Below are 23,250 nucleotides of genomic sequence, written 5' to 3'. Positions count from 1 at the left end.
ATTCTTTTCTTGTAAACTTTTGTACCAGCAATTATCAAGTGATAACTCATTAATTTAATTATAAAAATAAAAAAGGTGAATTTTCATAAATTCACCTTTTGTGTTTAATTAGAATTTTCCATTGAGCACTGGATCTGAAACTATGCCTTTCCATTGCTCACGCAAGGTTGGTAAATAAAATTTCTCACCAATGGTGACCAATTCCGCATCAATTAATGCATGAACTTCATGCATAAAAATATAATCAAGTGCAACCAAAGAGAGTTGATGGTTTTTTTGTGCTGTTTTCTTACGTTTTGCTTGAGCTTGTTTCACTAACTCATTCGCAAAGTTTTTATCTTTATAAGCCGTAATTGCATTTAAACGAAGTTCAATAACTCCCCATCCAGCCAATAGCTTTTTAAAGACATCAAAATCTTCTGAAGTTGATTCCCAAGTTACATTTTCTAGATCATTATCATCAGGTAAAACTGGTAATAATAAGTCACCTGTACTCGGGAAAATCTTTTTAAGATTTAACAGAAACTTAACAGGCTGATCACCAGGATAATCATTAAATTGCACATGTTGTTGAGTATCTGTCAAATAAATAGAGAGCATTCAAAAATCCTTAGCTAAGCTTCTGTTTTAATTAGTTTATTTAAAATATCGCAAAAAGATGCAAAACTAAAAACAACATAAAAACAGGACAAGGTGCGCATTTTAACAATTATGACAGCTTATTCAACGCTAATTCGCCTTTAATTAGTGAAAGTTTAAGCTTTATTGATAAAAAGCCGTCCGAAAAGAGCTCTTCGTTGTTATGTGTTTAATTATTGTCATGGCTATCTCCTCCCTACCAAGAACTAGTCTTTGGCGGGCTTCTTATACGGTAATAGATATACAACCAATAAGAATTTTTTAATAACGTTGTTCGCTTTATTATTAAGAAGTATTTTTTACTCTTACCTAATTCCTAAAGAAATAATTCATCATAAAAAACCAGTTTATTTAACCGAAAGTAAGTATTCGTATGCTGTTTTTTCATTACTTTCTAATTTAATGACTGCATCAGTTTCATCATTCAAAGTAAGGTTGAATATCTTTTCACCATCATAAGAAATTTGATGACCCATACGAAATTCTGAATCAATTGACTCAAGAATAATAAAATTTCCTTCGATATTCGAAGCGACATAGTAAGTATTGTTCCGATGAACATATCTAATTGTGTACATCACTATCCAAATTCCATCTAAAAATTATGTTTTTTCTTAAAAAATAATAAGCCTACTTCCTCATCTCAATCAGAAATGGGCCTAACAAAAAAAGATGCTTAAATCTAAAATTGAAAGATGCATACAGTCATTTTCCAATTTCGTTACAGCTAAACATCAACAATGTGAATCAAATTAAAAATAAAATAATTCAAACCTTTAAAAAAACTATAAATATTTGAATATATATGTATTTTAAACTCCACCCTTTCTTTTGATTCCTAACACTAATCATTCAGTGCTAAACCAATACATAGATATTACAGAAATACTTAATAATAAAAAACCCCGCCATTAGTCGATACCTGCTTGGTTTTATTATGGCGTCATACATCTAACAGAGTTAACTTTCTAATGGGTTAACTACTATTTAAATTAATCTTTACACTTAACTTTCAAAAAGGTTGCTTTGGTATGCACTGGAAAAGCATTCCTGAATTGAGACAGTATAATGATTTAAGATTTCTTTATTGTTAGAACAATTATTGATTTGGGCTTAAAATAACCTAGCAAAAATAAAGCCTAGATATGACATTTATATTTAAAGATATAAAAAAAGCCTACTTTTTCAAGCAGGCCTTCCCCTTATGATTTTTTGCGCTGATCATTCAGGACTTTTGTTGTACTTAGCAACTCGCGGATATTACCCAAGTATTTGCTAATAAAAAAGTCCATCAGAAAAGATTATTTACTATTTGGTGAAACCATTTTTTCAGGTTTAACCACTTCATCAAATTGTTCTGCTGTAACTAAACCGAGCTCAACAGCGACCTGCTTTAAAGTTTTATTTTCTTTATAAGCAGTCTTTGCAACTTTTGCAGAGTTTTCATAGCCAATCACTGGATTTAAAGCGGTTACCAACATAAGAGAGTTATGTAAGAAGTGATCAATTTTATCCTGATTAGGTTCAATTCCTACCGCACAGTGATCATTAAAACTATTACAAGCATCGCCAAGCAACTGAATAGACTGTAATAGGTTGTAGGCAATCACTGGCATAAATACGTTTAATTCGAAGTTACCTGAAGCACCTGCCACATTAATAGTCGTGTCATTTCCAAGCACTTGTGCAACAACCATGGTCATTGCTTCACTTTGTGTCGGGTTTACTTTCCCCGGCATAATGCTTGAACCAGGTTCATTTTCAGGAATACGGATTTCACCGAAACCACAACGTGGACCACTAGCCAACCAGCGAATATCGTTTGCAATTTTATTTAAACTGACTGCAAGCGTTTTTAATGCACCAGAAGCAAAAACAGCAGCATCACGTCCTGCAAGTGCTTCAAATTTGTTTGGAGCCGTTACAAATGGTAAGCCTGTAAGCAAAGCAAGCTGAGCAGCTGCTTTCACTGCATAGTCAGGATGTGCATTTAGCCCAGTCCCTACCGCAGTACCGCCTAATGGTAATTCATATAAGCCTGTTAACGCCTGTTGCAAGCGCACTAATCCATGCTCAAGCTGAGAGACATAGCCACTAAATTCTTGACCCAATGTTAACGGCGTTGCGTCTTGTAAATGGGTACGACCTATTTTAACAATAGACTGAAACTCATCTGATTTTTTTTGCAAAGTCGCTTTAAGCTGCTCTACGGCAGGAATGAGTAATTCATTAATTTGCAAACTTGCTGCTACGTGAATAGCGGTTGGAAATGAATCGTTCGTTGATTGAGCACGGTTGACATGATCATTTGGATGTACCGGTTTTTGGGCACCCAATGCTTGACCTAATTTTTGGTTTGCAATATTGGCAATTACTTCATTACAGTTCATGTTACTTTGCGTACCAGAACCTGTCTGCCAGACCACTAAAGGAAACTGTGAATCCCACTTACCATCAATGACTTCTTCAGCCGCACCGACAATATATTGACTCAAATCTTGCGGTAACTGTTCAAGTTCAGCATTAGTTAACGCAGCAGCCTTTTTGACCAGCCCCATTGCTCGAATCATGGCACGGGGTAAACGCTCTTGCCCAATTTTAAAGTTCTGTAAGCTGCGTTGAGTCTGTGCTCCCCACAATGCTTCATTTGGAACTTCAATCTCACCCATAGTGTCATGTTCAATACGTGTTTGCATAGAAACCTCAGTTGTCTGGTTAAAGAACTCACGGGCTGAAGCAAGTTTTGCTCTGGCTAGTTAATTTTAGTATCGTACTCAAGCATTCCATTATTGTAAATAAGAATCATTATCTTATCTTCCATTTAATGTATTTTGATAAAAGCGCCATTCATCTTCAATCATTTGTTTTAATGGCCGTTTAGGTGCCCATTGTAATAATGTTTTTGCTTTCGTTATGTCTGCCCCAACTTGGCCTAACTCAACATGTTTATAAATCGCAGGTTGAGTCGGAATTTCGGCTTGAGTGACTTGTGAAATTTCATCGAGTAATTGACGAATAGAGTGTACTTGGTCATGGGCAATATTGAATGCCTCACAACAATGGGTTTGATCGCGCAGCCAATGTAAGCTTGCAGTTACAGCTTCACATACATCTAAAACATGTAAAAAACTACGTTCAGTCGTATGGTCCGATGTTTCAGCTTGATCTTGTAATTCGATTAAATCACGTTGCATTGCGGCAACTTGCATAGCAAGCGGTACAATATTTTTAGGAAGCTGTGCAACATATTCACCGAGCACCCCATGTTCAAATGCACCTACAATATTAGATAAGCGCAAGATCGCAATTTTCCACTCATGGTCAATTTTATAAGTATCACGGATAATTTCTTCAATCATCTGTTGAGACTTAATATAGGGATTAGGATAAGTATAATTAAATTCTTCTGTTTCGCTTAATTGCAGACCAGATTTTCCATACGCTGCAAGGCTAGACAGATGAATAAAGTGACGGACACCTGTGCGTTGCATGGCACGTAGTAAGCTCATGATGCAACTTACATTATCATTATAATATTCAAGAGGTTTAAGATTAGATTCTTCAATTGATTTGAAACCGGTAGTATGAACAACTGCATCAATTGAATATTGCTCAAAGACCTTATTCAATGCGGGTGTATTACGTACATCAAGTTTAACAAATGGAACGTACATGCCAGAAATAAACTCTAGGCGTTCCAGCGTTTGCAAGGTTGAATTAGCCAAATTATCGACAATTACCACTTCTTGACCCTGAGCCATGAGACTCAGCGCAATATGTGAACCGATAAAGCCTAAACCACCTGTCACTAAAATCATTGTATACTTACCTTTCTCTTAATGCATCTACGCCCATTTAGACGTATGACCATAGTGAATTCTCAATGAGTACATTACTACTAATTACCTCTGCTCCTACTTCCATTCATGCTTGGCATGCGTTAGGACTTGCTCAGGCACTCAAAAGTAAAAATGAAGACTTTCGTGTATTCTTTTACCAAGACGGCGTGCAGGTTGCTAATGATTTTCAATGGGTTCCTGACGACCAGCGCAATTTAACGCATGAATGGCAAAAGCTCTCGATTCGACTTCCTGTTTGTGTGAGTGCTGCCCTCGCTCGTGGTATTACAGATGCAGAAAATGCCAGTCGCCATCACCTTACTCATCACAACCTTGCCAAAGACTTTCAACTCGTCGGGTTAGGTGAACTTGCTGATGCGGTACAGTCAGCATCTCGTCTTATTCAATTTTAAGTTACTTTGTTTGCTTAGATTGTTGCTTTTAAAAGGTATATTGTGTGAAATCTGTACTCGTCATTTTAAGCCAAGCCAATTTAACCAGTCTTCAAATCAATGAAAGCCTTTCTGCTACTATGGTTTTAGCAACCTTTGGCTCGCCAGTCAAAGTATTATTGAAAGATGCTGCACTTAGCCTTTTACAAAATGATTTAAGCTTTAGTCAACTTCATCATACTTTCAAAGTCGCATCAAATATGGTCGAAAGCTTTGAATTTTATGATTTAAGCCCAATTCTGATCGAAAGCAAAAATCAGCAAAATCCTTTTGTTCAACAAACAGAACAAGAGCTCGAATTCATTGAGTTAAATCATGAGCTCATTCAGTCTTTTGACCATGTCTTATATTGGTAGATGAAGGTGTAATTTTAATGAATCCATCAACACTTTATCTTGTGCAATCTACTTATCACAATACACCGAATATTATTGGTGAATTAAGTCATCTTTATCAGGAAGGCGACCAAATTATTTTTATGGGTGATTCTGTTGCACGGCTTTCAGCCGAAATGATTCAAAAGTTTGAATCTGTTTCGTGCTTGAGTCTTGAAAAAGATTTACTCAATACAGATACTTTAGCTCAGATAAATGTATTGGACTATGATCAATTTGCAGATCTGGTTTTAACGTTTAATCGCTGTATTTCTCTTAAATAATATATTTAGGCTGGTTTCATGAATTTAGAATTAGACCAAGATGGTCATTTGGTTGATTATACAATCTGGAATCCTGAAGTGGCACAAGAGCTTGCTAAGTCACTTGATATCGAATTAACCGAATGGCATTTCGAAGTTTTAACTGCTGTGCGTCAGTTTTATCAACAGTTTGGTCACTCTCCAGCAACTCGCCCACTCATTAAATTTTTAATGAAAACGGTAAGTCCAGAGATTAATAATGCTGTTTTGCAGCAACAATTTAATACTGGTTTAGTTGCCCGTCATTTAAGCCGTTTAGCAGGCGTTCCTAAACCAGCAAATTGTTTATAAAGTTAAGTAAACTTTTTGGCAGCAGCGACACATAAAATAGTTGCTGCTGTAACCACTAACATTGACCAGCTCACATGTTCGTGTAACAACGCCGCTGCAATAGCGAGCCCCATTAAAGGCTGTAAAAGTTGTAGTTGACTTATGGCAGCAATTCCACCTTGTGCAAGTCCTTTGTACCAAAAGAAAAAACCAATGAGCATACTAAACAAAGACACATAAATAAGACCAACTAAAGCCGATGGAGACACACTTTGGAATGAAGCTGGCATATAGAAAATAGTAAGCAACAACATAAAAGGTAAAGACAAAATCAGCGCCCAACAAATGACTTGCCACCCGCCTATTTTTCTTGAAAGTACACCACCTTCTGCATAGCCAAAGCCACAAAAAATAATCGCCATTAACATATAAAAGTCTCCTATTCCAAGTGATGTATCACCAGAAAGGAAGAACATATAAGCGAAAACAACCGCACTCCCCAATACTGCAAATATCCAGAAAAATTGATTTGGTTTTTCTCCACCTCTTAGCACAGCAAATATTGCAGTTGCAAGCGGCAAAAGACTAACGAATACAATTGAATGGGCTGCATTCATATATTGCAAAGCAAGTGCTGTAAACAACGGAAAACCAATCACAACCCCTAAAGCAACAATGGCAAGAGGCCACCAATCTTGCTTCGCTGGCTTTTTTTGTTTTAAAACTAAAATAAGAATAAGTCCTAAAATACCCGCAATTGCAGCTCGTGCTGCGGTTAAAAAGCCGGGTTCAAACCCCATTACGGCTACACGTGTTGCTGGTAATGACCCCGCAAAAATAGCCACGCCAATAAAACCATTCACCCAGCCATTCATAAACCTATTCATAATTTTCTCCGTCACTATACGAAGAATTTAAGCTGTGCTAAGGTGATTAAACCAGATACAAAGCAGTACAATTTAAAAGAACTGTTATGTATTAACAACCAGTACAGTTCGGATTGTAAGTCAGTGAACCAGAACAAAACCAAAATTGAAATTGAAATTGTCATTTCAGAGATTGAACAGCAAATAAAAAATCGGTCTTTAATGCCTGGAGCACGCTTACCCTCCGTTCGCAAATTAGCACATGATCTGGGCTTTTCAGTCTCAACCATCGTAGAGGCGTATGAAAGATTAATTGCTTTGGGAAAAATTGAATCGAGAACTGGATCTGGATTTTATATTGTTGGCCCTCTCGCCCCTTTAGCTTTAAGTGAGTTGAGCCCTCAATTAGAACGTTCAGTAGATCCTTTATGGATTTCTCGTCAGTCTTTGGAAGCGAAAGTAGACGTATTTAAGCCTGGCTGCGGTTGGCTCCCCGACGACTGGATGCCATTAGACAGTATTCGTAAAGGATTAAGGGCAGCTGCAAGGAGTTCAGACGCTTGTTTAATGGGTTATTCAACCCCGTTAGGATTACCAGCTTTACGTGATTTACTAGCAAGGCGTGCCCAAACAAAAGGAATAGATGCAAATCTAAACCAAGTACTTTTAACAGATTCGGGAACTCAAGCGATTGATTTAGTTTTCCGATTTTTACTAAAGCCTGATGACGTCGTTCTGATTGACGATCCTTGTTATTTTAACTTTCATGCATTACTCAAAGTTCATCAAGTTAAAGTAGTTGGAGTTTCTTACACAGCTACAGGCCCTGATTTAGAAGCATTTAAAGAAGCAATTGATACTTACAATCCACGTCTTTATATCACCAACTCAGGAATTCACAATCCAACTGGTGCAGTACTTTCTCTTTCTACCGCACACCAACTATTAAAGCTGATTGAGCAATCAAATTTAATTGTAGTAGAAGACGATATTTTCTCAGATTTTGAATATACACCTGCCCCACGGCTCGCTGCTTTAGATAATCTTTCACAGGTAATCTTTATTGGAAGTTTTTCTAAAACCTTATCAGCCTCTATTCGCTGTGGTTATATTATTGCCAAGCCAGAATGGATTGATCAGCTCACCGACCTAAAAATTGCTACGAGCTTTTCTCACAATGGTGTGTCTGCTGAAGTTTTGCTTACTGCTTTAACGGATGGTTCTTATCGCAAGCACTTAGAATTACTCAAAGTTCGTTTAGCAAAAGCGATGCACGATACCATTACGAAACTCGAACCTCTGGGTATAAAGCCATGGATTAAGCCTCAAGCAGGAATTTTTGTATGGTGTCATTTACCAGAAGGTTTAGAAGCTTCAAAAATTGCGAAATATTGTATTAATCAGAATGTTATTCTTGCACCCGGCAATGCTTTTAGCCAAGCTTCTAATGCGGGTCAATTCATACGATTTAATGTAGCACAGTCAAATCATGAACATATTTATAAGACTCTTGCTGATGCTATTCAACAAGAGCCTTTATAATATATAGCTGGGAAAATTAAGCTTGTTTCTGTTTTTGTTCAATATATGCAAAATAGCCCGGTCCAGCTGAAACTTGCACTTGTTTGGCATGTAAAGGTTCATGGCAAACTGAACATACCATAACCGGTTCGAACTTATAGCCACAAGTTTTATGACGATACTCTAAAGGTTTGCCTAAACCTTGATCCATCCATTTATCTGCCCAATTCGCCATAGACAAGATAATTGGATAAAGCTCAAAACCCTTATCAGTAAGTTTGTATTCAAAGCGTTCTTGACGATCAAAATAAGGGGTTTTCGCTAATATTTCGTATTCAACCAAACGCTTTAAACGATCTGAAAGGACATGACGAGTTACGCCTAATGATTTTTGAAAATCGTCAAAACGGCGTATTCCCATAAACGCATTACGCAATATTAGCATCGTCCATCGATCGCCAATCACTGATAGCATACGAGCAACCGAACAAGGTTGATCACCGATGTCATCCCATTTCATCTTTATGCGTTCCTCAATATTTCCTAGCCTAACGGCCCTATTGTTTATACCCTAAACCACTTACCACGATTTATGCAAGATTCATTATAAAAATAACTTCTTATCAACTTTATAAAAAAATTTTCATTATGAAAAAATTAAAATTTATTATTAAAAATTTCTAAGTAAATATAACTCACTCTTTTTCATAATGAGCCATATTTACCCTCTTTTATAATTAATTTGAAATGAATACGCCCTTCAATATATGGCCTGCTTCTAGTTTTACACCTGCCGGAATTCGTACTAGACAATTGGCCTGCATTAAATTACTGAGCATGTGAGATTTCTGCTTTGCCAGACTTTTTATTTTAAGCTGACCATTTTCAAAATAAGCATGCATTCGTAAAAAACGCTCGCGTGCATCTTCTTTTAAATCATGATCCAAAATTGCACTAAACCACTCTGGCCCTGCCGAGTTTCCCTGCAAAGTGTCAAGCAATGCTTTACCATAAACCTGCATAGAGACATAAACCGCAGCAGGATTACCCGGCAAACCGAGCAAATAACAATGATGATCTTTTTCTGAATTTGAATATTCAGCAAAAAACAGGGGTTTACCCGGTTTCTGTTTTACTTTCCAAAAGATCTGTTCAAAGTCAGTCTCAAAAGCGCATGGCCGGACGAAGTCATAATCACCTACAGAAACTCCACCTGTCGTTATAATGACATCATGGCTATCTTTTAACTGATTAAAGTAATGTGTGACTTGCTCTGCCTCATCTGCCACATGAATGAGTTCAACCTCTAGGCCGTAATCTTGAAACCAAGCTTTTAATAATGGACCATTTGCATCAAAGATTTTGCCTTCTGCCAAATCTTCTGCTTTTTCGGCTACTTCGTCGCCAGTGACTAAAACAGCGACTTTCGGTGCACGGTAAACGTCAACCGTTTGTACACCCGCCATACTTAAGGCAGCTAAACTTCCAATATTCAGAAACTGACCAACTTGAGCAAGTAACTGCCCGTTCTTGATTTCTTCACCCGTAAAACGAATATCGGCTTGCGGACGTATATGCTCAGTTAAACAAATTTCCTGTGCTGAAAGAACCGATACAATTTCTTGCCTCGCAACATGTGTTGTGCCTTCAGGAATTTTGCTACCAGTAAATATACGAATTGCCTGCCCTTCATTCAGGATGTCATGACTTTTGCTTCCCGCACGAATCTCGCCTGTAACCTGAAACTTGTGATTATTTAAATCTTCTGTATGGCTACAAAGTGCATAACCATCTACAGCACTTTGAGAGAAACTTGGCAAATTAATTTCTGAATAAATTTCTTTAGCAAGATATCTACTTAGGCTATTTTGAAGAACTTGCTGAATTGAGCCTAATTTTTTAGGTCGGTTACTAATCAGCTCAATTGCTTCATCTACGCTAATCAACCCACGTTCTGCACCACAACCTGACATTATTCATAGCCTCCCGGATGTGGTAAGTCACGACAAACATCAAAAATATGAACTAAGGCAGGTAAAATAGCAGCCATTGATTCGCTCGCTCCACCACGGCTTCCCGGTAAAGTCACCACTAAAGAACGGTCAATAAAACCAGCTACTCCACGCGACATTGCAGCATATGGTGTACGTTTTTGTCCAAATGAACGCGCAGCTTCCATTAAGCCATCTAGCTTTCGTTCTAAAAGTGGCTCTAGTGTATCAACTGTAATATCACGCTTACCAATTCCAGTGCCACCAACGGTCATAACGCAAGCATATGATTTACTCAACTCAAGCACTAAATCCTTTAGAGTTTCAGCTTCATCGGGCAAAATCTGATAATGAATTGGATCGAATCCTGCTTCTGTTAAAGTTTCAACCACAGATTTTCCGGCTGTATCGGGTTTTCTGCCCGCTGCAACCGTGTCAGATAACACAATAACCGCTGCCGATACGGGCTGACGAAGAACTCGCTTAAAGTGTGATTTGCCACCTTTTTTCTTAAGCAATTTACATTGATCCATCCAGAGTTCTTCGGGTTCACAATGTGGTTTTAACATGTCGTAAATGGTTAATCCCGCAAGGCTTGCAGCCGTTAGAGCTTCCATTTCCACACCAGTCGGACCAATGGTTTCGACCATGGTAATAATCTTTACAAAATCATGTTCTAATTCATATTCAACATCTGCACGATAAATCGGCAGTGGATGACACAAAGGAATCAGCTCATCAGTTCGTTTCGCTGCTAAAATTCCTGCTACACGTGCAGTTTTTAATGCATCCCCTTTCTCAGTGTTTCCTTGTCTTAATAATTCAATACAGTGTGGGGGCGCATATAAAATTGCTTGTGCTTCAGCAACACGATAACTTTCCGGCTTCATTCCTACGTTTTTCATTATTTATCCTAGTTGTGCATATTTCAGTGTGAGTGTTCATGGCCGACATGATGGTGATGCTTGTGTTCTTGCGGTGCATCCTTACGAATACAGCAGCCTTCTACATAATGACTTGTACCGTCTGTAAAGAACTCTTCTTTAAAAACTGGCACTTCATGCTTCACTCGCTCCACCGCTTCTTCACATGCTTGAAAAGCTTCACGGCGATGGGCTGCATAAGCTATTGCAATAATGGCTGTTTCACCTACATCTAGATAACCGATTCGATGAATCACTCGCACATAAGATACCTGATACTTTTTCTCAATTTCCAGTTCAATTTCACGTATCATTTTTTCAGAAAGCGGTTTATATGACGTATATTTCAACGCTTTAACAGCTTTTCCCTCATGGTGATTACGAACCGTACCCATAAAAATATCGATTCCACCGCATTCAGGAAATGATTCAATAGGATCAAAGATATTTAAACTTAAAGCCTGCTCTTGTATACGTGCAAAATCTCGCATGGTTCACCCCCCTGCAACTGGTGATAATAAAACCAAAGTGCATGGCTCACTTAAGGTAGATTGTCTCGTTATGACATTATCGCCAATAGCACACGCACATTTTTCCATGGCTTTTGTACATTCCGGATGTAATAAAACAATTTCATCTAATACATCCTTAACCAAAATCTGGTTAGGACAAACTAACGAAAGATTTTGAGGAAGCAATTTTTCAATTGCACCAAATGCTTCGACTTTAATTTGGATAGATTGTTGCATTTATCCCCCAAGCATATGCATGCTGATTTTACGGGTTTGTTGATGTTGTAAGGCATGAAAACCTTTGGCTTTGTGCCAGATATAAGGATGAACCAAATTCTTTAAATTTTGGATATACACATCGTATTCTGGCATGTACTGATTACTTACCAATGCTTGAAGCTGAGGCTTAATATTTAAACCTTGCGGTGCAAAGAGACAGTTATATAACTCACCTTGTGCGGTTAGTCGTATACGGTCACATTGATGGCAAAATGAATGAGTAATTGTGGAAATAATTCCTAGAGAGTAGCTTTTGTTAATCAAATATTGGCGTGCGGGTTCATGCTGCTGCTCGATAACCTGTACTGAATAGTGGGGTTGTAAAGCCTGTAAAATTTCTGCTTCACTCACCACATCTTTATTTGACCAGAGTGCATCACCATCAAGTGGCATAAATTCAATGAAACGTAAAGGAATATGGTTATCGATCGACCACTTCACCATCGGTAGGATTTGATCGTCATTTTTATTTTTCATTAACACGCAGTTTATTTTAAAGGGTAGTCCTGCATCTTTTGCAGCTTGAATACCCTCAAGAACTGGTTCTAATTTTTTCTTGGTCAACTCTTTAAATTGAATCGGATCAAGGCTGTCTAAACTAATATTTAGGTCATCTAATCCAGCATCTTTTAATTGCTTAGCGTATTTAGCAAGATAGTGTCCATTGGTGGTCATTGAAATCCGTTTTAAACCTAATGCTTTTAAGGCTTGCAAATCACGAACGAAATGGACAACACCTTGACGCATTAATGGTTCACCGCCTGTAATGCGGATACTTTCAATACCTTGCTGCACCATAAAATAGCAAAATTGAAAAAGCGCTTCAAAACTAAGCAAGTCTTGTTTATTTAACCATTCAGGATGCTCAGGCATGCAATATACACACTTAAAATTACAGCGATCAGTTACTGAAATACGTAACTTCCGCTTGATGCGCCCATATTGATCTTGCAAAAGCATTGACGCAGTTTCAGAGTGATATTGTTTCATCATTTGCACTCATGTCGAGAACAGTTCAAATATTGCTGGCACTTTTTATGGGCAATTAAAATAGCAAATTGCTCTCCAATAGTGCTCTGCTTATGCAAAATTTGTTCCAATTCTATTTATCATCCATAACTTCTCAGGTTTTTTTAATAGATTTTACTGCACTACTTCAACTGTAATTTTAAAACTGTGTAAAATTAGTGCAGTTTCCATCTCTTATTTGCCCTACATTATTTCTAGCACTTTTCTAAACGGATGGGTACATATTTATGGTACGGCGTTTTAGATAAAGGATCACAATGATCACCGGAAATCAGTTGATTTAATTGTGGCCCAATTGGTTCTCCACCTTGAAAGCGCATGCCATAGCCGTGTGGAAGTGACACAACTCCTTTTCGCATGCCTTCATCTAAATCTATGCTGACCTGAATTTGCCCATGCTTCGAAATACAGTTGAGTCGATCACCGACACTTACACTTAAAGCTTGGGCATCCTCCGGATGAATTCGTAAAGCCCCTTCAGCATCTACTTTTCGCCAAGCAGGATCACGGTAAATTTGGTTTGCGTTATAGCTACGGCGCTCCCCCGACAAAAGTATGAAAGGAAACTCTTCAACATTAACCTGATGATTTTTTAAATTTGCTAGCTCAGTTAACATCTCGGGAATAGCAAGGCGTACTTTCTTATCTTTATAAGCAACCAGTTTCCAGATTTCATCATATTCGTGTTGTGATAACACTACGCCTGAACGTTGCTTTAAAATTTGTTCAAATAACCGAACGCCTAAAGTTAAAGGATTACCTTTGTAACCCGCACGGCGTACTGCTTTGGTGTGTAAAACAGCATATTGAATAGACAATGGTAATAAGAATGCCGTTGAAGCAGCTGAGTTTTCTAAATATTTACCTAAAGTCCGATAGAGAATCGAAGCGGCAAAAGGGATATATTTTTTATGGCGTGCAAAAGTAAGGCCTAATGCCGACAAGTAAGGTAAATAGGCTGTTTTTTTAGAGTCGACTGAAGCTATTTTTTCCAAAAGCGGAAAGCTTTTTGGAATTACCTGCATGGCTTCAAGTAAGCGCGTATAAATTTCTGCTTCCGGTAAAGTATTCGCTTGAGCATTTAATACCGGGTGTCTTAAGTGAAAACCGTTCTTAGGGAATTCCAAGTTAAAACCGGTAAATTCCCATTTTTCAAACTGGGTGTGAGCCGGTAAAATATAATCTGCTAGTCTCGCGGTTTCTGTCATAGCAACATCGACCACAACTAATAAGTCTAATGCTTTAAATGCTTTTTCGTAGGCAGGTGTATCAGGATAAGTTAATAGCGGGTTACAACTATCCACAAAAACTGCGCGAATTCGTTTTTCTCCTGCTTTTAATATTTCATCGGGCAAAATATTAGGCGGGAAGAATCCAGAAATCGGGAACATTTTATGGTAAACACTACGTCGATATTTCGGCTTTCTTTCATCTGTATCGCTCAAAATTGGAATAAACATGGTATGCAAATTATTGGTACCTTGCTTTCCAAAGTTTCCAGTCAGTAAGTACAGTAGTTTTTCTAAATATCCGTTTAATGTCGTATTTAAAGTATGCTGAATGCCTAAATCGATACGTACACAGCCTCTTTTAGCCTTGGCAAAATCTCGAACCACTTGGTAAACCAAATCAACCGGAACATCTGCTTTGGCAATATAGTCTTCAATCGGCACACGACCAAATGCTGTTTTTACGTCGTCAAATCCTTGCGTATGTTGCTCAATGAACGCTGCATCATAAAGCTTTTCCTTAATAATGATCGCAATCATAGCTGACATTAAAAAAGCATCTGTTCCGGGTTTTAGCTGCACATGGATATCTGCTTGTTTAGCTGTTTCGGTAACACGCGGGTCAAACACCACCATGGTCCGATTCGGATCTTTCTTAATATGTTTTAGCGTATCTCGTGCATTGGGAATACCATGTGCTTGAAAAGGGTTTGTCCCAATAAAAAGAACATAATCCGCATGTTCAACATCTTCTGTCGTATGGCAGGCCTGACTTCCAAACAAACGCCCATTGAGCCAGAAATCACCTGTTTTTTCTTGAGCAAGAGAGTTATAAGCATAATAACTTTTCATGGCCAGCAAAAGTTGTCGGCCATATGCTGCACCGAGATGATTGCCTTGACCACCGCCCCCAACAGAAGCAAAAGCAGTTCCCCCAAAATGATCTCTAATCTGAACCAATCGATCGGCAATTTCTTGTATAGCCACATCCCAACTCACTTCTTGAAAAGAGCCATCTGGTTGACGTTTCAAAGGTGTAGTCAAACGATCTGCGTGCTGCTGATAATGCTGTAATCGTGCGGCTTTTTGACAAATGTAGCCTTGTGAAAATGGATGTTCAGGATTGCCTTTAATTTTGACAAACTGATTATCTTTAATTTCAACACTTAAACCGCAATTTCTTGAACATAGAATACATGCGGTCACATCCGTTTTGTTTTGCTTCAGCGCTTCTACCATTCCGATTGACTCCCTTTATTTTTATGCATATAGATGGAACTAAAACATCAAGTTCCAAAATAGAACCTATATAATAAATAGTCAAGAACACATCATTTAAAATTTGTTTAGGTCATCAGTTGAATATCTACATAGATAAAGTCTAGTTTTTTAACTTGCTGTAAATATCTCTTTAAAGGCATTGATTTGTTTATATTGCTGAAGTTCATCTAGAGAGTTGATGCTATGGAAAAATAAATTTTGTTTTTGAAATATGGCGACTTGTGCATGTAAAAGCTTAAAGCATTCTTTTAAACTTAATCGTTGTTTGTCAATTTGCTCTGTTATCGTGCTTAGGCTTTCACGCTTTAACAAGCAAAATGGATACAAAGCATCTCCATTAATTGAAACATAAGCTGCTTGAGCCTGTTTATTTTTTCGAAGTGCACTGTGTAATTTCGCAACTACTTGCGTTGGCACATACGTCACATCACAAGGAATAAACAAAACATAATCTGCTTGTACATGAGACCATGCACTTTTCATCCCCATAAGCGGACCGAAAAAACCAGAAGCATCATCTTGAAAACATTTAATATCTGGCACAATACTTTGATAGATCGAATAGTCGCGATGACTATTAACCCAAATTTTAGACACAGATGGTTTTAATTTTTGGTGAATTTTAAGAAGTTGGGGTTCACCATCAAATTGCTGCAATAACTTATTTAAACCGTTCATACGGCGGGCTTGTCCACCCGCCAGAATAACCAGATCAGTTACGGGATATCCCTTATTCACACTTCTACCTCTTGTTGGCAAGCTTTAATCAAGCCACGGATTTCAGGTAAACATGAACCACAATTTCCACCTGCTTTCAAACAAGCAGTAACTTGTTTTTCATGAGTAATATTTTGCGTTTTAATGGCTTCAATAATTTTATTCTTACCCACTTTAAAACAACTACACACTAAAGGCCCATCATTATTTGTAGCAGACATTGGCATGCCGGCCAGTAACGCTTTTCGATGCAAGGCACTTAAACGTTCGCGTTTAAACAGACTAGCAACCCAATCACGGTCTGGCAATAAATCTGGCGGTGCAATATATAGACTTGCAATTACAATGCCATCTTTCAAAATAACACTATGGCTCAGTTGTGACGAGATATCTTCGATACTTAACCATTCAAATGTTTCATCGGCAAATGGCAAAAAGTTTTTCAGATTCTTTTGAGTATCGTGAAAAGTTTGGCGATCGGCAAGTTCATAACGGTTAGTTTTCACCATTTTGACCTTAGTCCACCATGCACAGTGGTGTAACGATTCTTGGATATGGGAGTCATACCCTTCACGTACATAGAGCACACCTTGCCAAGTGGTATAGAACGGCTGAATGGTGACAGGTGTATGTTTAAACTCAGGCTCACCTGAAATAGCGTCGACCTCTGGGTTAACGACTTTACCAATACGAGCATCGGACGCAACTTGTTCAGTCCAGTGAATGGGTGCAAAAATTTGCCCACGGCGTACACCCGATGAGAATGTCACCCGTAATACACAGCTGCCCCATTTCGAACGGACTTCGACTAAGCCTTGATCACGTACACCAAATTTTAAGGCATCACTTGGGTGAATCTCACAGAATGGTTCGGCACGATGACTGGTCAAATTTGATGACAAACCCGTACGTGTCATGGTGTGCCATTGGTCACGAATACGCCCAGTGTTCAAAATAAGTGGATAGTCTTCTGAAACCGCATGGACCGGATCGATTGCGACAGTCGGAATCAATTTCGCTTTGGCATTTTTATGACTAAACTGCCCGTTGCCAAAGAGTTGTTGTACAGCTTTAGCGTCTTGGTTTTTATCCCATACTGGCCATTGCACTGGTTGTAGAGTATCGTACTCAGCACCACTTAGATTCATTAACCCTTTCAGATTGAAATAACGGAAATTATTACTTTCTTCACGCGAATCAATGTCTACATTATCTTGTGCTGACAAAGCCGCATGCTCATTAAAAATGTCACTTGCACCCACAAAGTCAAAACCATTAAAGCCCAATTTTTTCGCAACTTGGCTAACAGACCACCAGTCTGCTTTTGCCTCACCCGGCGCAGGTAAAAATGCGCGCTGACGTGAAATACGGCGTTCAGAGTTAGTAACAGTTCCATCTTTTTCACCCCAACCTAAGGCTGGCAGTAACACATCAGCGTAAGCAGTCGTATCGGTATCTGCACAGATATCTGATACCACCACCAGTTCGCACTTCTCTAACGCACGTTTAACTTGATCGGCATCTGGCAAACTCACCACCGGATTGGTTGCCATAATCCAAATGGCTTTAATTTTTCCAGCTTCAACAGCACGGAACAAATCAACAGCTTTTAAGCCAGCTTGAGTCGCAATAAATGGGCTGTCCCAAAAAGTTTGCACTACTTTTTGATGTAGTGGATTATCTAAATCCATGTGCGCCGCTAGCATATTGGCTAGGCCACCCACTTCTCGGCCACCCATCGCATTGGGCTGACCTGTCATTGAAAATGGTGCAGCGCCGAGCTTACCAATTTTGCCTGTCAGTAAATGACAGTTAATTATGCTGTTAGCTTTACTTACGCCTTGACTTGATTGATTCACACCCATTGAAAATAGAGTGATTACTTTTTCAGTTTGAGCGAATTTCTTAAAAAACTGCTGTAACTTCTCTAGCGTAATTCCTGTACGCTTTGCCACATATTCCATATCAGTTTCTTGCTGACTACTTGTTAAAACATCTTGTAAGCCTTCGGTATAGGCATCTACAAAGACCTGATCAGCATGGCCATTTCGATATAAATATTGAAATAAGCCATTAAATAAAGCCACGTCTTGGCCCGGTAAAATCGGCAAATGCAAGTCCGCTTGTTCACAGGTACTGGTAAATCGTGGGTCAATCACGACCACGAACATATCTGGATTTTGGCTTTTAGCCTGCATGATCCGCTGATAAAGTACAGGATGGCACCATGCAGTATTAGAACCAACCAATACCACCATGTCTGCATGTTCAAAATCTTCATAACTTGCAGGCACAATATCTTCACCGAAACTACGTTTGTGACCTGCCACAGCAGATGACATGCAAAGGCGTGAGTTGGTATCGATATTTGCAGTACCCAAATAGCCTTTTACAAACTTGTTCACCACATAATAGTCTTCAGTCAAAAGCTGACCTGATACATAAAAGGCGATGCTGTCACGACCATATTGATCAATACAAGATTGGAATTTATCAGCGATCTTATTAATTGCCTCATCCCACGTTGTTACTGTCCGATTGGCCTTGCGCCCCATCATCGGCTGTAAAACACGTGTTTCTAACCCTAAAGTATCCGCAAGTCGGCTACCTTTAATACATAAGCGTCCAAAGTTGGAAGGATGCTCGGCATCCCCTTCAACTTGTACCAGAGGTCCTTGAGGTTTTTGTTGGACGTTTACGCTAACACCACAGCCCACCCCACAATATGGACATGTTGTTTTGATTGTTATTGCAACATGATCGGAGCTATCGACTTCAACGCTTGGAATACTATTCATAACTGCTCCTTTCCCTATTTAGCCTGCATTTTTTAATGCAAAATCTCGACCAAATAGCAGTTTATTTCTGAATGAAGAAACAGGTGTTTGGTCTGCAATCAACTCTGCATACCACATGCCATCCTCAGTATCACCGAACAGTACTGCACCGATTACTCGATCGCTTTGAATGATAATACGCTTATAAATCTGGCGTTTTTCATCGTTCAGAATAATGTCTTCATAATCATCTTTCGGCTCAAAGTTACCCGCAGAGAATACATCGACTCCACTCACCTTTAACTGAGTCGGTACGGTCGGAGCTTTAAAAGTTAAGCTGCCGTGTTCTGCTAAATGGGTCGCGCAAATAAAAGCTTGGCCCCATAATGGTTCAACCAAACCAAAAGTTTGTCCACGGTGTTCAATACACTCACCCACTGCATAAATACTTGGGTCAAACGTTTGCATGGTGTCATTGACCAACACACCACGGTTACAACGTAAACCAGCACTTTGTGCCAAAGCAATATTTGGACGAATGCCCACTGCAAACACTACAAGATCGGCTTCTAAAACTGTGCCATCTTTCAAACGAATTTGCTTCACATGACCATTTTCGTCACCCACCAAAGCTTCTGTATTCGCTTCGGTAATGATGTGAATGCCTTTTTGCTCAATGCTATGACGCAGTAACTGGCTCGCACGACCGTCGAGTTGACGCTCCATAATACGGTCCATTAAGTGCAATACGGTCACGTTCATACCGCGTTGTTTTAAACCGTAAGCTGCTTCTAAACCCAGTAAACCACCACCAATTACCACTGCATTGGTTTTTGAACCGCAGTACTCAATCATGGTGTTAACATCATAAATATCACGGAAAGTTAAAACACCTTTTAAGTCAACGCCTTGAACTGGTGGAATAAACGGTGCTGAACCTGTTGCCAAGATCAAACGATCATAATCAACTGTTTGCTCTTTTTCGGTGTAAACCACTTTACGCGGACGATCAATTTTTACCGCTTTATCACCTGCAATAAACTTGATGCCTTTGTCGCTATACCACTTCGGTGGATGCAACATAATATCTTCAATGGTTTTTTCACCTGATAAAACCGGAGATAACATAATACGGTTATAGTTACCCCAAGGTTCCTCCCCAATCACTGTGACTTCATAACGATCGGGTGCCATATCCAGTAGATCTTCTAGGCAACGCATCCCCGCTAAACCGTTACCAATCAGTACCAATTTCAGTTTGTCTTGAGACACACCCGTATTGGTAATATAAGTTTTTTGTGGCACCGCATTGACCCAAACACGCCCATCTACAATTTTGCTTGGGTAAACTAAAAGCTTTTGGTCTTTATCTTCTAAACAACGGCCCGTTGCTAAGCTGAAATGTTGTTTATAGATTGGCGATGCTATGACACGTTCGCCTTGTAAATCACCGATAATTCCACGGCTCATGACGTTGGCTTGGCTAAACGGATCTTTATTGCTCAGCACATAAACACGTTTTTCATGTCCAACACGGAAGATTGCCACGGCTTGCCCGCCCACTAGTGCACCCGCGCCAGTGTTTGGAGTTAAGTCATCGAGTGCACACACATCAATCCATTGATCATCAGGAAGCATATTTTTGTCTTGTACGATATTCATAGAAATTCTCCTGCTTATGCTTCAACCATTGGAATACGGTCTTCTGAGCGCTCAACATCTGATAATGGGCGGATTTGGCCACGTTCAGTTGTAAATTGAATGTGTGGATCGGCCTGTTCACTTGCGCCCGCATTGATATAAGTCTGGAAACGTTTACGGACTTCAGGATTTTCCACCGCCGTACGCCATTCATCTTGATATGTTTCAATAATGTGTTCCATACGGCGCTCAAGCTCGGCAGCCAAACCCAGAGAATCATCAACAACCACAGATTTCAGGTAATCTAGTCCACCTTCCATGTTGTCGCGCCATACACTAGTACGTTGTAAACGGTCTGCGGTTTGGATGTAGAACATATAGAAACGATCGATATAACGGATGAGCGTTGCTTTATCGAGGTCAGAGGCAAGTAATTCAGCATGACGTGGTTTCATACCGCCGTTACCACATACATAAAGGTTCCAACCTTTTTCGGTCGCGATAATCCCTACGTCTTTGCCTTGCGCTTCTGCACACTCACGTGTACAGCCAGACACCGCCATTTTTAATTTATGCGGTGAACGTAAACCTTTGTAGCGGTTTTCAAGCTCGATCGCTAAACCAACCGAGTTATCTACACCGTAACGGCACCAAGTACTTCCCACACATGATTTCACGGTACGCAATGATTTACCGTAAGCATGACCAGACTCGAAACCAGCAGCATTTAACTCTTCCCAAATGAATGGAAGCTCGTGGACTTGTGCGCCAAACATGTCAACACGTTGACCGCCAGTAATTTTGGTATATAAGTTATATTTTTTCGCGATTTGACCAATGGCAATCAAACCATCCGGAGTCACTTCACCGCCAGCCATACGTGGTACAACCGAGTAAGAACCATCTTTTTGGATGTTACCCAAGTAGTAGTCATTACTGTCTTGTAAGCCTGCATGGCTTGGCTCAAGTACAAAATCGTTCCAGCAAGAAGCCAAAATGTTTGCCGCAGTCGGTTTACAGATGTCACAACCCAAACCATGACCGTGTTGGTGAATTAAATCATCAAAAGTTTTGATTTCATTGACACGAACCAAGTGATGCAACTCTTGACGCGAGTACGGGAAATGTTCGCAAATATGGTTATTTACAGTTACACCCTGGCGTTGTAACTCAGATTTCAACACTTGAGTTACTAATGGTGCACAACCACCACATGCTGTTGCTGCTTTGGTGCATTTCTTTAATGCCCCTAAAGAAGTCGAACCATCGCTAATTGCTTGGCAAATGTCTGCTTTTGATACGTTGTTACATGAACAAATTGTTGCGCTGTCAGGCAGCAAATCTACACCGCTACCACCAGATTTTCCTGCCGACTGTTCAAAGCCCGGCATGATCAAGCTTTCCGGAACTTCAGGTAAAGCCAAACCGTTTAACATCATTTGTAAAAGGTCGTTGTATTCTTTGGCATCACCCACCAAAACTGCACCAAGCAATTTGGTTTTATCTGCATTTACAACAATCTTTTTATAAACCAGTGCATGCTCATCTGCATAGAAATAGCTTAATGCACCCGGCGTCATGGCATGTGCATCGCCAACAGAGGCAACGTCCACACCCATCAACTTCAACTTGGTACTCATGTCCGCGCCAGCGAAGCAGTTACACTCTTCATCTACAATGTGTTTTGCTGCAATACGCGCCATGTCATAGCCGGGTGCAACCAAACCATAAATTTTGTTTTGCCAAAGTGCACATTCACCAATGGCATAAATGTTTGCGTCTGAAGTTTGGCAGTAATCATTAATTACGATACCGCCACGCTCACCAATTGCGAGTCCACTATTACGTGCAAGCTCATCACGCGGGCGGATACCCGCAGAGAATAAAATCACATCTGCTTCAAGCTCACTACCATCAGCAAATTTCATTACATGCGTTGTGCTGTCACCACACTCAATAGATTGAGTCGCTTTTTGTGTATGAACTTTTACACCAAGATCTTCAATTTTGCGACGTAAAACTTTACCACCTAAGTCATCAATTTGAACTGCCATTAAACGTGGCGCAAATTCAACAACATGTGTTTCCAATTCTAGATCACGTAAAGCTTTAGCGGCTTCAAGCCCAAGCAAACCACCGCCAATCACTACGCCTGTTTTTGCATTTAAACTCGCTGCACGAATGGCATCTAGGTCTTCAATGGTACGGTAAACAAAACAGTTCTCACGGTCATTACCCGGAATCGGTGGAACGAATGCATACGAACCTGTTGCCAACACCAATTTGTCATAGCTAATCACATCGCCATGGTTGGTTGTGACCGTTTGTGCCACTGTATCAATTGCAGTTGCTTTTGTATTAAGACGTAAATCAATACCATGAGCATCGGCAAAGTCAAAACGTGCTAAAGATAAATCTTTTGCTGTTTTCCCTGAGAAATATTCAGTCAAATGTACGCGGTCATACGCGATACGAGGCTCTTCCGCGAGAATCGTGATTTCTAGTTCATCATCTGCTTTTTCTAAAATGGCTTCGATGAATTTGTGGCCCACCATACCATGACCAATCATTACCAATTTCATAGTGT

21 protein-coding genes are annotated in these 23,250 nt (G+C 39.5%); 5 read left to right on the top strand and 16 right to left on the bottom strand.

Annotated features, from left to right (window positions below; genetic code table 11):
* Nucleotides 1–108 precede the first annotated feature (108 nt).
* The 4 genes from ACINWC141_RS08595 to ACINWC141_RS08580 form a co-directional block, all read right to left on the bottom strand.
* On the bottom strand, nt 109–600 hold the full coding sequence (locus tag ACINWC141_RS08595; protein WP_009390283.1) for a hypothetical protein: 492 nt from the start codon (nt 598–600) through the stop codon (nt 109–111).
* A gap of 386 nt (nt 601–986) precedes the next feature.
* Complete coding sequence (locus tag ACINWC141_RS20385; RefSeq protein ID WP_034678059.1) at nt 987–1,217, bottom strand: hypothetical protein; 231 nt, start codon at nt 1,215–1,217, stop codon at nt 987–989.
* Between the two features lie 723 nt (nt 1,218–1,940).
* Nucleotides 1,941–3,335: a class II fumarate hydratase gene (gene fumC, locus ACINWC141_RS08585; RefSeq protein WP_009390149.1), complete on the bottom strand. Its 1,395-nt coding sequence runs from the start codon at nt 3,333–3,335 to the stop codon at nt 1,941–1,943.
* 114 nt (nt 3,336–3,449) lie between these two features.
* A complete protein-coding gene (locus ACINWC141_RS08580) occupies nt 3,450–4,457 on the bottom strand; it encodes an NAD-dependent epimerase/dehydratase family protein (RefSeq protein ID WP_009390252.1) in 1,008 nt (335 codons plus the stop codon).
* A 65-nt stretch (nt 4,458–4,522) separates the two neighbouring features.
* Here ACINWC141_RS08580 and tusD point away from each other — a divergent pair, with 65 nt between their 5' ends.
* The 4 genes from tusD to ACINWC141_RS08560 are packed head-to-tail and all read left to right on the top strand — an operon-like array spanning nt 4,523 to nt 5,918.
* Nucleotides 4,523–4,891, top strand: coding sequence for a sulfurtransferase complex subunit TusD (tusD, locus tag ACINWC141_RS08575; RefSeq protein WP_009390281.1), 369 nt, complete (start codon nt 4,523–4,525; stop codon nt 4,889–4,891).
* A 44-nt stretch (nt 4,892–4,935) separates the two neighbouring features.
* Nucleotides 4,936–5,286: a hypothetical protein gene (locus tag ACINWC141_RS08570; RefSeq protein WP_009390085.1), complete on the top strand. Its 351-nt coding sequence runs from the start codon at nt 4,936–4,938 to the stop codon at nt 5,284–5,286.
* Nucleotides 5,287–5,303: 17 nt separating this feature from the next.
* Nucleotides 5,304–5,588: a DsrH/TusB family sulfur metabolism protein gene (locus tag ACINWC141_RS08565; RefSeq protein ID WP_009390186.1), complete on the top strand. Its 285-nt coding sequence runs from the start codon at nt 5,304–5,306 to the stop codon at nt 5,586–5,588.
* A gap of 18 nt (nt 5,589–5,606) precedes the next feature.
* Nucleotides 5,607–5,918: a TusE/DsrC/DsvC family sulfur relay protein gene (locus ACINWC141_RS08560; RefSeq protein ID WP_009390289.1), complete on the top strand. Its 312-nt coding sequence runs from the start codon at nt 5,607–5,609 to the stop codon at nt 5,916–5,918.
* Nucleotides 5,919–5,920: 2 nt separating this feature from the next.
* On the opposite strand, the gene ACINWC141_RS08555 is transcribed toward ACINWC141_RS08560, so the two are convergent.
* Entirely contained in the window at nt 5,921–6,784 is an 864-nt protein-coding gene (locus ACINWC141_RS08555) for a DMT family transporter (protein WP_009390108.1), read from the bottom strand.
* A gap of 123 nt (nt 6,785–6,907) precedes the next feature.
* Here ACINWC141_RS08555 and ACINWC141_RS08550 point away from each other — a divergent pair, with 123 nt between their 5' ends.
* Nucleotides 6,908–8,305 carry an aminotransferase-like domain-containing protein gene (locus tag ACINWC141_RS08550; protein ID WP_009390081.1) on the top strand — a complete coding sequence of 466 codons (1,398 nt, stop codon included), beginning with the start codon at nt 6,908–6,910 and terminating at the stop codon, nt 8,303–8,305.
* 16 nt (nt 8,306–8,321) lie between these two features.
* Here the strand turns inward: ACINWC141_RS08550 and ACINWC141_RS08545 are convergent, their stop codons facing one another.
* The 11 genes from ACINWC141_RS08545 to nirB all read right to left on the bottom strand — a co-directional run bounded on the left by ACINWC141_RS08545 (nt 8,322) and on the right by nirB (nt 23,245).
* Nucleotides 8,322–8,804, bottom strand: a complete 483-nt coding sequence (locus ACINWC141_RS08545; RefSeq protein ID WP_009390232.1) for a winged helix-turn-helix transcriptional regulator — start codon at nt 8,802–8,804, stop codon at nt 8,322–8,324.
* 217 nt (nt 8,805–9,021) lie between these two features.
* A complete protein-coding gene (locus ACINWC141_RS08540) occupies nt 9,022–10,257 on the bottom strand; it encodes a molybdopterin molybdotransferase MoeA (protein ID WP_009390241.1) in 1,236 nt (411 codons plus the stop codon).
* A complete protein-coding gene (gene moaCB / locus ACINWC141_RS08535) occupies nt 10,257–11,180 on the bottom strand; it encodes a bifunctional molybdenum cofactor biosynthesis protein MoaC/MoaB (protein WP_009390259.1) in 924 nt (307 codons plus the stop codon). Before moaCB ends, ACINWC141_RS08540 begins: the two co-directional genes overlap by 1 nt.
* Before the next feature lie 23 nt (nt 11,181–11,203).
* Nucleotides 11,204–11,689 carry a molybdenum cofactor biosynthesis protein MoaE gene (locus ACINWC141_RS08530; RefSeq protein ID WP_009390279.1) on the bottom strand — a complete coding sequence of 162 codons (486 nt, stop codon included), beginning with the start codon at nt 11,687–11,689 and terminating at the stop codon, nt 11,204–11,206.
* Between the two features lie 3 nt (nt 11,690–11,692).
* Entirely contained in the window at nt 11,693–11,947 is a 255-nt protein-coding gene (locus tag ACINWC141_RS08525) for a MoaD/ThiS family protein (protein WP_009390104.1), read from the bottom strand.
* The gene (moaA, locus tag ACINWC141_RS08520; protein WP_081400069.1) at nt 11,948–12,988 is read right to left on the bottom strand and encodes a GTP 3',8-cyclase MoaA; all 1,041 of its coding nucleotides are present in this window, start codon (nt 12,986–12,988) and stop codon (nt 11,948–11,950) included.
* A 224-nt stretch (nt 12,989–13,212) separates the two neighbouring features.
* Nucleotides 13,213–15,486: a molybdopterin-dependent oxidoreductase gene (locus ACINWC141_RS08515; protein ID WP_009390114.1), complete on the bottom strand. Its 2,274-nt coding sequence runs from the start codon at nt 15,484–15,486 to the stop codon at nt 13,213–13,215.
* 150 nt (nt 15,487–15,636) lie between these two features.
* A complete protein-coding gene (gene mobA, locus ACINWC141_RS08510; protein WP_009390253.1) occupies nt 15,637–16,266 on the bottom strand; it encodes a molybdenum cofactor guanylyltransferase in 630 nt (209 codons plus the stop codon).
* Entirely contained in the window at nt 16,263–19,043 is a 2,781-nt protein-coding gene (locus ACINWC141_RS08505; protein WP_009390125.1) for a nitrate reductase, read from the bottom strand. Before ACINWC141_RS08505 ends, mobA begins: the two co-directional genes overlap by 4 nt.
* An 18-nt stretch (nt 19,044–19,061) precedes the next feature.
* Nucleotides 19,062–20,684 carry a nitrite reductase small subunit NirD gene (nirD, locus tag ACINWC141_RS08500; protein ID WP_009390102.1) on the bottom strand — a complete coding sequence of 541 codons (1,623 nt, stop codon included), beginning with the start codon at nt 20,682–20,684 and terminating at the stop codon, nt 19,062–19,064.
* A 14-nt stretch (nt 20,685–20,698) separates the two neighbouring features.
* Nucleotides 20,699–23,245: a nitrite reductase large subunit NirB gene (gene nirB, locus ACINWC141_RS08495; protein WP_009390217.1), complete on the bottom strand. Its 2,547-nt coding sequence runs from the start codon at nt 23,243–23,245 to the stop codon at nt 20,699–20,701.
* Nucleotides 23,246–23,250 lie beyond the last annotated feature (5 nt).

Source organism: Acinetobacter sp. WC-141, from assembly GCF_000313935.1.
Lineage (GTDB): Bacteria > Pseudomonadota > Gammaproteobacteria > Pseudomonadales > Moraxellaceae > Acinetobacter.
Note: the sequence above shows the minus strand (reverse complement) of the source record. Positions and strands in the feature narration are given on the sequence as shown.